The organism is Flavivirga spongiicola (genome assembly GCF_030540825.1).
In the GTDB taxonomy this organism is placed as follows: domain Bacteria; phylum Bacteroidota; class Bacteroidia; order Flavobacteriales; family Flavobacteriaceae; genus Flavivirga; species Flavivirga spongiicola.
In genome coordinates this window covers 2,345,592-2,358,446 of sequence record NZ_JAUOEO010000001.1, presented here as the reverse complement: position 1 = coordinate 2,358,446, position 12,855 = coordinate 2,345,592, and the positions used below count along the sequence as shown (strand labels likewise).

At 31.0% G+C, this 12,855-nt stretch carries 8 protein-coding genes; 4 read left to right on the top strand and 4 right to left on the bottom strand.

The genetic code is table 11. The annotated features are described in order from the left end of the window. Position 1: 1 nt before the first annotated feature. From Q4Q47_RS09365 to Q4Q47_RS09355, 3 genes are all read right to left on the bottom strand, one after another. Complete coding sequence (locus Q4Q47_RS09365) at positions 2 to 685, bottom strand: Lipl32 family lipoprotein (protein WP_303306392.1); 684 nt, start codon at positions 683 to 685, stop codon at positions 2 to 4. 52 nt (positions 686 to 737) lie between these two features. Next, positions 738 to 1,157: a hypothetical protein gene (locus tag Q4Q47_RS09360; RefSeq protein ID WP_303306391.1), complete on the bottom strand. Its 420-nt coding sequence runs from the start codon at positions 1,155 to 1,157 to the stop codon at positions 738 to 740. A gap of 455 nt (positions 1,158 to 1,612) precedes the next feature. Next, the gene (locus Q4Q47_RS09355; RefSeq protein ID WP_303306390.1) at positions 1,613 to 2,221 is read right to left on the bottom strand and encodes a superoxide dismutase; all 609 of its coding nucleotides are present in this window, start codon (positions 2,219 to 2,221) and stop codon (positions 1,613 to 1,615) included. A gap of 126 nt (positions 2,222 to 2,347) precedes the next feature. On the opposite strand from Q4Q47_RS09355, the gene Q4Q47_RS09350 reads away from it, so the two are divergent. The 4 genes from Q4Q47_RS09350 (at position 2,348) to Q4Q47_RS09335 (ending at position 11,158) form a co-directional block, all read left to right on the top strand. After that, positions 2,348 to 5,467 carry a UvrD-helicase domain-containing protein gene (locus Q4Q47_RS09350; protein WP_303306389.1) on the top strand — a complete coding sequence of 1,040 codons (3,120 nt, stop codon included), beginning with the start codon at positions 2,348 to 2,350 and terminating at the stop codon, positions 5,465 to 5,467. 449 nt (positions 5,468 to 5,916) lie between these two features. Then, a complete protein-coding gene (locus Q4Q47_RS09345) occupies positions 5,917 to 7,293 on the top strand; it encodes an OmpA family protein (protein ID WP_303306388.1) in 1,377 nt (458 codons plus the stop codon). Positions 7,294 to 7,567: 274 nt separating this feature from the next. After that, positions 7,568 to 10,327 carry a PD-(D/E)XK nuclease family protein gene (locus Q4Q47_RS09340; protein WP_303306387.1) on the top strand — a complete coding sequence of 920 codons (2,760 nt, stop codon included), beginning with the start codon at positions 7,568 to 7,570 and terminating at the stop codon, positions 10,325 to 10,327. Next, on the top strand, positions 10,328 to 11,158 hold the full coding sequence (locus tag Q4Q47_RS09335) for an alpha/beta hydrolase family protein (protein WP_303306386.1): 831 nt from the start codon (positions 10,328 to 10,330) through the stop codon (positions 11,156 to 11,158). It abuts the gene before it with no gap. 25 nt (positions 11,159 to 11,183) lie between these two features. On the opposite strand, the gene Q4Q47_RS09330 is transcribed toward Q4Q47_RS09335, so the two are convergent. Beyond that, complete coding sequence (locus Q4Q47_RS09330) at positions 11,184 to 12,848, bottom strand: alpha-glucosidase (RefSeq protein ID WP_303306385.1); 1,665 nt, start codon at positions 12,846 to 12,848, stop codon at positions 11,184 to 11,186. Positions 12,849 to 12,855: the final 7 nt, after the last annotated feature.

The following is a 12,855-nucleotide window of genomic DNA, read 5'->3' as shown; positions in this document are numbered from 1 at the left end:
ATTACAATCCTTTCTTTAAATCTTCAATGGTCTTTGCCATGACTACTCCTGGAAGTTTTATAGGTGCAGCAACCTGTGCCAAAAATGTTCCTTTTACTTCACCTTTTTTATAAGTCGTAAAGCCAATACGATATAAACCTACAGTTAATGCTTTCTGTGGATTACTGGCTTCACTTTTATATCTTAACAATGAGTTATACTTGCTTCCACTTGGTTGTTTTGGCATTTCACTACTATCATCATTGCGCTCTAACACGGTCCATTTAGCATTACTTACAGCTGTTTCACTAATTTTATCTTTGCTAAAAATATCCGAACGTTCTAAAGTAATATAAGTATCAAAATATTCGCTTGAACTCGCATTATCTGTATAAGCTTTAGACTTTGTGACCTTTTTAATTTTAGTTTTTCCAACAGGAGACATCATTCTTACTCCTAACTCTGGAGCTACTGCGGGTATCCATACATAGATATAATAAAATTTCTTACCATCTTTTGTTTCGTCTTCGTTCCCAGGAGCTGCATATCCTAAATAAGATACCATATCTGTATAAGGAACTTTTATAGTTTTAGGTCCTATTTTCTTTTCAGTCAAACCACCAAATTTAGATAATTTTTGGGCATTTGCATTTACGATACTACCAATAACCAATAAGGCTATTGCAATTACATTTTTTGTTTTCATTTGTAGGTTTTTGTTTGTAGGTTTTTATTGATTAATACTTAATTATAAGAAATTAAATAAATATGAAAGAAGCTACGATCATCCAAGCTCCAACAATTAGTCCAATAATCCCTAATTTTCCTTGTTTTGGAGCTAATTTTTCTCTCATTCTATTTGCTTTTTCTTTTGCCGCTTCATTTTTAGACAAAATAAATTTATTGATTAAGCCAAAGCCTAACATAAAGCCTAAAACAGCTTCAATTATATTTCCTACTAACAATGTGATCCACCATATTGGAAATGTTGTAAGCCAACCGATATTCAAAACGGCAGAAATAATCCCCCAAACTCCCCAACAAAAAAAGACAAATCCAATCCAACCTTGATAAGGTTCTATTTTTTCTAAAAGCTCTTTTGCGTTTGGTTTTTTTGAAAGAAGTAAAGATGGTACGGCGATAATACTTAATAAGATCAAGGTGATTCCCCAAGTCATAATTTTAAATTTTTAAAAGGTTAATATTCGTTTTTAGTATTCTATAAAATATCATAAGGCAAAGATGCACCAGCATAAACATTTAGGAAACATCTTTTTCAGTGAAAAAGAATACCCTGAAAACAGGGGGGGGGGCAGCAAAACCAAAAAAGTGTACTATTTTACAGATTCTTTCCTTTTAGTAAAATATAACTGGTGTTATATAATGAAAACAAGTATTTGAAACATAAAAAAAGCGCCTAGTAAATATTTACTAGGCGCTTTATATTTAGAGAACTCATTTAAAGTTTTTCAATTGACTAAAAAATCGCCCTTTTTCATCTATATTTCACCTTTTTTGAATTCCGTAGCGATGCTATGCAATTAAAAAAAGTTTTTATCTATATAAAAAATGACTGATTTTCGCTATAATTCAAAAACTTTAAATGAGTTCAGACTTTTTTTTCTACAAAATTTTATTTTGCTTCAGCGTAACGTCTTTCAACTTCATTCCAATTAATAACATTAAAAAAGGCATTAATATAATCTGGACGTCTGTTTTGATAGTTTAAATAATAAGCGTGCTCCCAAACATCAATACCTAAAATTGGTGTACCACCACAACTAACTCCGGGCATTAATGGATTGTCTTGATTTGGCGTAGAACAAACTTCTACTTTACCGCCTTTATGCACACATAACCAAGCCCAACCTGAACCAAAACGTGTGGCTGCAGCTTTAGCAAAAGCATCTTTAAACGCATCAACAGAACCATAAGCGGCTTCAATAGCATCTTTTAATTCTCCTGATAAATATCCTTTCCCTTCTGGGTTCATTACTTCCCAAAACAATGAGTGATTGTAAAAACCACCACCATTATTTCTCACTGCGCCATTATTCATATCTAAATTTCCAAGTATATCTCCAATAGATTTTCCTTCTAAATCTGTTCCTGCAATGGCATTATTTAAATTGTTTGTATATCCTTGATGATGTTTAGAATGGTGTATCTCCATAGTGCGAGCATCAATATGTGGTTCTAATGCATCATACGCATATCCTAATTTCGGTAATTCGAAAGCCATAATTTTTTGTTTTAAAATATTAGTGTTTAATTTCATCCAAATTTACATATAAAACAGATCAATTAAAAATAATAAATGGTTATGAAACCATTGATAGTTTTTATCTTGTATCCAAAATTATAATTCATGAGTCAAAACCATTCTTTTACTATTTATAATGCTTCCGCTGGAAGCGGAAAAACGTTTACACTTGTAAAAGAATATTTAAAAATTTTGTTTCAATCTAATAATTCTGAGCATTTTAAACGGATTTTAGCAATTACGTTTACAAATAAAGCTGTTGCCGAAATGAAAGATCGGATTATTGAAACACTCAAGCAGTTTTCTAGCAAAGCTATATTAGACAAACCAAATAGCATGTTTAACGCTATTAGTGAAGAATTGCAAATGGATGCAAATGTGCTTCATAATAAATCGGAGAAACTATTAAACACTATTATACATAACTATGCAGCGTTTGATATTTCGACCATTGATGGCTTTACACATAAACTTATTAGAACCTTCGCCTACGATTTAAGGTTACCTTTAAATTTTGAAGTAGAGCTAGATCAAGATGCTTTATTAAATGAAGCTGTTAATAGTTTAATTGAAAAGGCGGGAACAAATGATGCGCTTACCAAAGTTCTTATTGATTTTGCCATTGAAAAAGCCGACGATGATAAAAGTTGGGATGTCTCTTTTGATTTTAATAAAATCGCGCGGTTATTGGTCAATGAAAATGACATTCCTTTTATTGAAACATTGAAGGATAAAACTTTAGATGATTTTAAAACACTTAAAACACAATTAAAAAAGAACCTAATAGCCTTAGAAAATAATATCATTCAAAAAGCACAAAACGTGTTGACCTTAATTGAAGAAGCTAGTTTAGAATTTAATGATTTTTCCGGAAGCTATTTACCAAAGCATTTTAAAAACTTAGCTGGTAAAAAGTTTGATCTAAATTTTGAAGCCAAATGGCAAGAAGATATCGAAACTAAAGCATTATATCCTAAACGTGTCACTGAAGATATAGCTTCCATAATAGAACAAATTCAACCACAAATAGCTGCCAGTTTCTACGAAACCAAATACATGGTTTTTCACTTTAAATTTTTAAAGGCTTTTTATAAAAATATAACACCTCTATCTGTTTTAAATGCTATTCATAATGAATTAAAGGCACTTAAAGAAGAACAAAATAAAATGCTTATTTCAGAATTCAATACCATTATTAGTAAAGAAATAAGAAATCAACCCACTCCTTTTATTTATGAACGTATTGGTGAAAAGTTTAATCATTATTTTATTGACGAATTTCAGGATACTTCGGTCATGCAATGGAAGAATTTAATCCCTCTTTTGGAAAACTCGTTGTCTACCGAAACTGGAAATGCCATGTTGGTCGGTGATGCAAAACAAGCTATTTATCGTTGGCGTGGCGGAAAAGCAGAACAATTTATTGGATTATTTAATGATGACAACCCATTTCATATTAAAAAACACGTTGAAAACCTTCCAACAAATTACAGAAGCTTCAAAGGCATTGTAAATTTTAATAATGGCTTTTTTAATTATCTATCAAACCTAGTTTTTAGTAAAAAAGATTATAAACATCTTTATGAAAATGCACATCAAAATACGTTTTTAGAAGATGCTGGCTATGTTGAGCTATCTTTTTTAGACATTGACAAAGAAGACGATAGAGATGAACTTTTTCCTGAACATGTTTTAAAAACCATCAATCGTTGTTTAAAAAATGGTTTTAGGTTAGAAGATATTTGCGTATTGGTACGTAAGAAAAAAGAAGGGGTCGCTATTGCAAATTATTTAGGGCAACAGCACATTCCTATAATTTCTTCTGAAACATTATTAATTAATAATGCCACTGAAGTTGGTTTTGTAAACAACATTTTAGCCCTCTTAATTCAGCCAAAAAATAACGAAATAAAAATTGAGATTCTCAATTATTTAAGTGTTCTTTTCAATATTGAGGATAAACACGATTTCTTTTCGAAGCATTTAAATTTATCAGTACCCGACCTATTTAAAAGTTTTGAAGTATTCAATATATTCATAAATAGTGATTTATTATTACAGCTTCCTCTTTATGATTTAGTAGAAACCATTGTGAGGGATTTTAGTTTGGTTGAATCTTCCAACGCTTACATTCAATTTTACTTAGATATTGTTTTAGATTTTTCACAAAAAAAGGGATCAAATGTTTCTGGGTTTCTGGAATATTTTGATAAGAAAAAAGAAAGCTTAAGCATTGTATCTCCTAAAGGACAAAACGCTGTTCAAATAATGACCATTCATAAATCTAAGGGTTTAGAATTCCCTGTGGTTATTTTTCCTTATGCTGATTTAGATATTTATAGAGAATTAGATCCAAAAGAATGGTTTAAAATAGATAAAGAAAAGTACGCCGGCTTTACGCACACCTTATTAAACTATAGTAAAGATTTTGAAAATTACGGAGAAGAAGGACAACGGATCTATAATAACCATCAATCTGAGCAAGAACTAGATAATGTCAATTTATTATATGTAACCTTAACTAGAGCTGTTGAGCAGCTGTATATCATTTCGACAAAAGATATCTCTTCAAAGGGAATACCTAATAATAAAAAATATTCGGGTTTATTCATAAACTATCTGCAACACTTAGATCTTTGGAATGATTCCCAATCGGTATACTTTTTTGGGAATGCTAAAAGAACCACCGAAAGTTCAACTATCATAAAAGAAGCCAATATTCAACAAGAATTTATTTCAACCGCAAAAGAAACTCATAATATAAAGGTTATAACTAAATCTGGGCTTCTTTGGGATACTAATCAAGAAGAGGCTATTGAAAAAGGAAATCTTATTCACAATATTATGTCTCAAATTAAAACTAAAGATGATATTAATACTGTTATAAATGATTCTTTAATTACAAAAGAACAAACCATCGAGCTAAAACAAATAATAATTAAAATTATCGAACACCCAAAGCTCGAAAACTATTATAGCTCAAACTATACCATATATAACGAAAGAGACATTATTACTAAAGAAGGAATCATTTTAAGACCAGATAGATTGGTCATAAATTCCAAAAATGAAGCCGTAATTATTGATTATAAAACGGGTATGGAAGATAAAAAACACTGGCAACAATTACAATCTTATCAGGATGTTTTAGAAGACATGACAATAATTGTTAAAAAGAAGCTACTTATCTATATAAATAATGAGATTAAAATAAAAGAAGTATAAACTTTCGAAAAACATCATTTTAGATATGAAAAATCACAAAACTATTTACTAACAGGGCTTTAAAACATAAAAAATAATGGATTTTATAAAAAAACGTACTATAACACCTCTCTAAAGAGCAAAAATCACTTTAACACAGGAAATAAAGGGATTATCTTACACCAAATTAAAGGTAAGCCATCCATTTTGTCGGATTTTACTTTCCATCAATTCCAAAAGGAAAGCAAGAAAATTTACACAGCTTTCAGCAACCCATACAAACACGTATTTAGACAAGGTGGTTATTGCGTTTACTAAAGTTGATAAAGCTTTAAATATTATCTAAAACTATTCTGAACTATCGATGAACAAACGAAATGTTCTATTTTTTTCTATATTTGTCTTTGTTAATAAATTTTAACAACTTACTTTTGTTTTACATTTAACACTTAAAAATTAAACTTTTGAATATGAAAAATCTTAGCAGATTATTGTTCGCTATGTTGTTCGTTCTTGTTTATAGCAATGCTAATGCGCAAGACAAAAACAACCCATGGCAAATTACTATTGCGACAAACGCAGTTGATGCTTACCCTTCTGGGGATGGTGCTCCTTTTAGTGAGACTATCTTTAGCAAGTACGTAGATGTAGACAACTACAACATCTTGCCTTCCTTATCTTCAGTTTCTGTATCTAAATACATCGGAGACGGATTTTCTTTTGGCATCGCTGGTTCTCTTAATAAAATAGAAAACTGGGGAGAAGATGCTAATGGAGATGCTCTTAGTGTAGATGATTTATCTTACTATGCTGCTGATGGTACTATTAAATATAATATCGGAGAAGTATTAGATTGGAAAACTTTCGAGCCTTATTTAGGTGTTGGTGGTGGTTACACTTGGATTGATGAAGTTGGAGCTGGAACCTTAAACGGAACTTTAGGTTTCAACCTTTGGTTTAACGAAAATATTGGTTTGACTGTACAATCAGCGTACAAGCATGCGTTTGAAGATTATTTAAACACACATTTCCAGCACACAGTTGGTATTTCTATCAAATTTGGTGGTGCTGATGCTGACGGTGATGGTATTTACGACAAAGATGATGCTTGTCCAGATGTTCCTGGCTTAGAAGCTTTCAATGGTTGTCCTGATACTGACGGTGATGGAATCGAAGATAGTAAAGATTCTTGTCCTAACGAAGCTGGTTTAGCTGAACTTAATGGATGTCCTGATACTGATGGTGATGGTATTGCTGATAAAGACGATGCTTGTCCTACAGTTGCTGGTTTAAAAGCTTTATCTGGTTGTCCTGATGCTGATGGTGATGGTGTAAGAGATGGTGATGACAAATGTCCTAACACTCCAGGTGCTGCCGCTAATAATGGTTGTCCTTGGCCAGATACTGATGGTGACGGTGTTTTAGACAAAGATGATAAATGTCCACAAGTTGTAGGTACTGTTGCTAACAACGGTTGTCCTGAAGTAACTGAAGAAGTACAAAAAACTTTAAATGAGTATGCTAAAACTATCTTATTTGATACTGGAAGATCAACTATTAAAACACAATCTGAAGGTGTATTAAAAGATATCATTAGTATTTTAAATGAGTATAGCACTGCAACATTTACTGTTGAAGGACATACAGATAGCGTTGGTAGAGAATCTACTAACCAAAAATTATCTGAGTCTAGAGCTAATTCTGTAAAAGATTACTTAGTTGCTAATGGCATTAGTACTTCAAGATTATCTGCTGTTGGTCATGGAGAAGCTAAACCAATCGATTCTAACAAAACTAGAAAAGGTAGAGCTAACAACAGAAGAGTTGAAATCAACTTAATAAAATAAGAAACTATTAATTAGTTTTAAAATAAGTTTTATAAAAACGCTTCGGATATCCGAAGCGTTTTTTATTTTTATATACTGAAGTGGTTTATACCAGTTCTGATTTAAAATCGCTCAAATAAAACACAGCGATTTTTTACATAGGCAAAAAAGAAAATGCAAACGTAGCCTTAGCTACGATTAGTTTTTATTTTGAAGCATAGGTAAAAAAGGGCAAATTTTAGCGAGTAATTTTAAGTTAGAAATGGTATTAAACTTCAATACCAATTATACTTCAATGACAACTTTTATTTTTGATGTTCTTAAAGATTTACAAAACAGCGATGAAAACCTTTCTGAAATAACCTTTGTTTTACCAAGTAAAAGGGCTGGCTTATTTCTAAAACATCAACTCTCTAAAGTTTTAAAACAAACCATTTTTTCTCCCCATATAATAAGTATTGAAGAGTTTGTAGAAGACTTGTCTCAGCTTAAAAGTATTTCGAATACAGAGCTTCTTTTTGAGTTTTATAACGCTTATATTAAATTAACCAAAAGTAATGAAGCAGACACTTTTGAATCGTTTTCAAAATGGGCCCAAATATTACTTCAAGATTTTAATGAAATCGACAGATATCTCATACCTCAAAAAAACATCTTCGATTATTTAGGTGCTATACAAGATTTAAATCACTGGTCTTTAGAAAATAACAAAACTGATTTTGTTAAAAATTATTTGTCTTTTTGGAACAAACTTCATAACTACTATACCCTATTTACCGAACAGCTTATAAAGAAAAAAATAGGCTATCAAGGTTTAATTTACAGAGAAGCTGCCAATAATATAAAATCGTACATTAAAAACAATTCTGAAAAACGACATATTTTCTTGGGTTTTAATGCTTTAAATACTTCCGAAGAAACCATCATACAGGAATTACTTCAAAACAACTTAGCAAAAACGTATTGGGATATAGACTCTGTTTTTATAAACGATCAAAAGCACGATGCCGCTTTATTTACAAGACAACATAAAAATAATTGGGCGTTTTTTAAAAACAAACCTTTTAATTGGATAACTACAAATTATTCAAAAGAAAAAAATATTTCGGCTTTTGGTATTCCAAAAAATATTGGGCAAGCAAAATACATTGGTACGCTTTTAAATAATTTACAAAAAGACAATCGGTCATTACAAAATACAGCCGTTGTTTTAGGTGATGAAAATTTACTTATTCCAGTGTTAAATTCGCTTCCATCAACTATTGAAGCGCTAAATATAACCATGGGTTTTCCTTTAAAATCTATCCCAATAGCCTCTCTTTTTGAATCCTTGTTTCATTTACATAAAACACCATCAGATACATTTTACTATAAAGACATTATTAACATCATATCACATCAATTTATAAGGCCTTTATTTTATATTAAAGAAGTTGATTTAGCAGCAAAAATAATTGAGACTATTGATGCTAATAATTTGGTTTACTTAACCGCCGAACGTATAAAAGAACTAGCAGACCATTCTAACGACCTCATTGATTTGCTGTTTTCTAATTGGGGCAAGTCTATTAATGCCGCTTTAAAGAATTGCTCTCAATTAATATTACAGATCAAAAACTATTTAGACGATAAAAAAGCTTCTAATTTATTATCATTAGAGTACTTATTCCGTTTTAACGAACTATTTAATGAGTTATCTCGACTCAATACAGAATACAACCACATTAAGGATATTTCGACACTGTATAGTGTTTACAAAGAATTATTAAGCTCCGAAACCCTAGATTTTCAAGGGGAACCTCTACAGGGGCTCCAAATTATGGGTATGTTAGAATCTCGTGTTTTAGACTTTGAAACCGTTATTATTTCATCTGTAAACGAAGGGATACTTCCTTCTGGAAAAACCAATAATTCATTTATTCCTTTTGATGTTAAAATAGAAAACAACCTACCGACTTATAAAGAAAAGGATGCTGTTTATACCTATCATTTTTACAGGCTTTTACAACGGGCTAAAAATGTTTATATACTTTATAATACAGAAGCAGATATTTTAACGGGCGGTGAAAAAAGTAGGTTTATAACTCAACTGGAATTGGAGGGTATACATCATATAAATCATCAAATTATTGCACCTCAAGTTCCCATAATTCAAACACCTTCAAACATTGTAGAGAAAACGAACTCCGTTTTAAATGAGTTAAAAACCGTTGCTCAAAAAGGGTTTTCCCCATCGTCACTTACTAATTATATAAGAAACCCTATTGATTTTTATTATCAGAAAATATTAAAAGTAAAAGAGCATGACAATGTAGAAGAAACTGTAGCCGCAAATACTTTAGGAACCGTTGTACATAATACTCTAGAAGACTTTTACAAACCGTTCGTCGGCACTTTTATATCTGTAGAGATTATTAAAAAACTAAAAACTAATATTGTAAAAAGGGTGACGCATCATTTCACAGAAGTTTATAAAGAAGGTGATATTACTAAAGGTAAAAACTTAATAATTTTTGAAATTGCAAAAAGGTATGTATCGAACTTTTTAGATTTAGAAATTGAAGATTTAAAAGCGGGCAATCAAATAAAAATAATAGCCATCGAAGCCAATAATAATGTGATCGTTGACATTCCAGAACTAGGTTTCCCCGTTACTATTACGGGGAAAGTAGACCGGGTTGATGCATATAATGGTGTTACCAGAATTGTAGACTACAAAACTGGGAAAGTAGAACAAAGTAGTGTTGAAATTGTAGATTGGGAAGCTATTACAACCGATTATTCTAAATACAGTAAAAGTTTTCAGGTGCTCACTTATGCTTATATGATGCATTTATCTAATCAAATTCAACTTCCAGTTGAAGCTGGTATCATATCTTTTAAAAACCTTAGTAAAGGTTTTCTAAAATTCTCCAAAAAAGACAAAGCGGGTGCATATGCTAAAAAAGACTCTTTGATTACTCAAGAAACTCTTGATAATTTCAGTAAAGAATTAAAGCAACTTATTTTAGAGATTTGCAACGTAAATATACCTTTCACTGAAAAAGAAATATAAATGATTCATAAAAAAAACAGTGTCATTGACGGTAAACATAAAAGGTCTATTTTAATAGATATAACTTATGCTTCAAATGCTATTAATAAACCTATTGTTATATTTTGTCATGGCTACAAAGGTTTTAAAGATTGGGGTGCATGGAATTTAATGGCAGACGTGTTTGCTAAAGCCGGGTTTTACTTTATAAAGTTCAATTTTTCACACAATGGAGGGACGATTGAACAACCCATAGACTTTCCTGATTTAGACGCTTTTGGCAATAATAATTATACTAAAGAATTAGATGATTTAGAATTTGTGATTGATTGGATTGTTAAAAATGATGAAATAAAAGGCAATAACATCTGCTTAATTGGGCACAGTCGTGGTGGTGGTATTGTTTCAATAAAAGCGGAAGAGGACACCCGTATTAAAAGTGTCATAAGTTTAGCAGGCGTTTGTGATTTTGGTAAAAGAACCGCAACATTAGGCGATTTAGAATCCTGGAAAAAAGACGGCGTAAAATATGTTCTTAATGGCAGAACAAAGCAACAAATGCCTCATTTTTATCAATTCTATGAAGATTTTATAAAAAATGAAACGCGCTTAACTATAAAAAGAGCTGTGTCAAATCTAAAAATCCCACATCTGATTATTCATAGTCATGCAGATACTAGCATTTTTATTGAAGAAGCGGAAAACCTTCATAAATGGAATCCAAATAGCCAATTAGAAATTATAGAAGGTGCCAATCATGTTTTTGGAGCTTCACACCCTTGGGAAGAAAATAATTTACCAGTACATTTAGAAAAAGCTGTACAAGTGATCCTATCTTTTTTAGAATTTTAATGTTTTGAAATACAAAACGGTATTATTATTTTTCAATGCTTTTAACAATTACGAAATCGTTTGGCTTCACGATTGTTTGTCCAATTAAAACTTTTTCGTTTGATTTTAATTCTATTATTAAAGGGTTATTATCAAAATTAAAATAACAGTTTATAATCTCATCTTTATATTGTCTGGTAAAGACAATACAATTATTTATGAAAGATAGTTTCTTGTAAGTACCATATTGTAAAGCTGGTTCTGAATTACGAAGTGAAATCAACTTTTTATATGTGTTTAAAATAGAATGTTCTTGTTTTTTTAAAGACTCAACATTTAATTGAGCGTAATTTTCATGAACTTTTATCCAAGGTTTTATTTTTGAAAAACCAGCAAATGTATTATCATTCCATTGCATTGGGCTTCTAGATTTATCTCTATTATGATTATTGCCAATGTTAAGCGCTTCTTCTTTAGATTTTCCATTGTTTAAAGCTAAATTATAATGGGTGCGTCCTTGAATATCCATCATTTCTTCAACAGAATAAGCTTCGATATTTTCCATACCAATTTCCTCTCCATAATAAACAAAAGGAACGCCTTTTGCAGTTAACATTAGTGCAGTCAAAGCTTTTGCCCTCTCTTGATTGTTTTCGGCTAAACGACTTATTAAACGGGGCATGTCATGGCTTCCAAAAAATAGAGTAGGATAGTTACTCATACTTTTTTCCATATTAGTAAGTTCATTAAATATCCGTTGTGCAGAAAATTGAGGGATACTTCCAAAATTAAAATTGAATACAACATCTAATAATTCGTTTCCCTGGTATTGTTTTAACACTTCAATTTTATCACTTCCTATTTCCCCAACTATAAAACGGTTATCGTATTCATTAACTGTAGCCCGGATCTTTTTCATGGCTTCTTTTACTCCTTTTTGGTTGATATCATATAGGTGTTCTTGCTCCCCATTTTCATCTATTGGGTTGTCAAGAGTTACGCCATTTGTAGTTAAAAAGTTGATAACATCTAATCGAAATCCATCAATGCCTAAATCTAGCCAAAACCTTAAAACATCTTTAATTTCTTCGACAACCTTTGGGTTTTGCCAATTAAGATCGGCCATTTTTACATCAAACTGATGATAGTAATATTGCTTCGTAATACTATCCCACTCCCAAGCTGAACCCCCAAAGAAAGATTCCCAGTTATTAGGTGTGTCTTCCCAAATATAGTAATCTCTATAAATGTTTTTTTTAGATTTTTTAGCTTCTTGAAACCATTTTGAATCGGTAGAAGTGTGATTTACTACCAAATCCATGATAACTTTTATGTTTCTTTTGTGAGCCTCTTTTAAGAAAATTTTGAAATCATCAAGTGAACCATATATAGAATCGATGGTATAATAATCAGAAACATCATAGCCATTGTCCACTTTTGGCGATTTTAGAAATGGTGTTAACCAAATACCCTTAATTCCTAAATCCTGAATATAATCCAGTTTAGATGTTAAGCCTTTAAAATCACTGTAACCATCATTATTACTATCTTTATAACTGGGCATGTAGATTTCATAAAAAACGGTTTCTTTCCACCAAGCTTCTTCCTTCTTTTCGACACTTTTGTTACTACAAGAAAACATAAAAAAAACGAATAAAACCAGTATAGTTGTTTTTAAGAATATCCTATTATATCTGTTTAAACAAACCATTTTTTAA

Excerpts from the sequence above, each read along its gene's own strand:
- Q4Q47_RS09340 (WP_303306387.1), top strand. The coding sequence starts at position 7,568 with ATGACAACTTTTATTTTTGATGTTCTTAAAGATTTACAAAACAGCGAT.
- Q4Q47_RS09360 (WP_303306391.1), bottom strand. The coding sequence starts at position 1,157 with ATGACTTGGGGAATCACCTTGATCTTATTAAGTATTATCGCCGTACCA.
- Q4Q47_RS09355 (WP_303306390.1), bottom strand. The coding sequence starts at position 2,221 with ATGGCTTTCGAATTACCGAAATTAGGATATGCGTATGATGCATTAGAA.
- Q4Q47_RS09365 (WP_303306392.1), bottom strand. The coding sequence starts at position 685 with ATGAAAACAAAAAATGTAATTGCAATAGCCTTATTGGTTATTGGTAGT.
- Q4Q47_RS09330 (WP_303306385.1), bottom strand. The coding sequence starts at position 12,848 with ATGGTTTGTTTAAACAGATATAATAGGATATTCTTAAAAACAACTATA.
- Q4Q47_RS09335 (WP_303306386.1), top strand. The coding sequence starts at position 10,328 with ATGATTCATAAAAAAAACAGTGTCATTGACGGTAAACATAAAAGGTCT.
- Q4Q47_RS09350 (WP_303306389.1), top strand. The coding sequence starts at position 2,348 with ATGAGTCAAAACCATTCTTTTACTATTTATAATGCTTCCGCTGGAAGC.
- Q4Q47_RS09345 (WP_303306388.1), top strand. The coding sequence starts at position 5,917 with ATGAAAAATCTTAGCAGATTATTGTTCGCTATGTTGTTCGTTCTTGTT.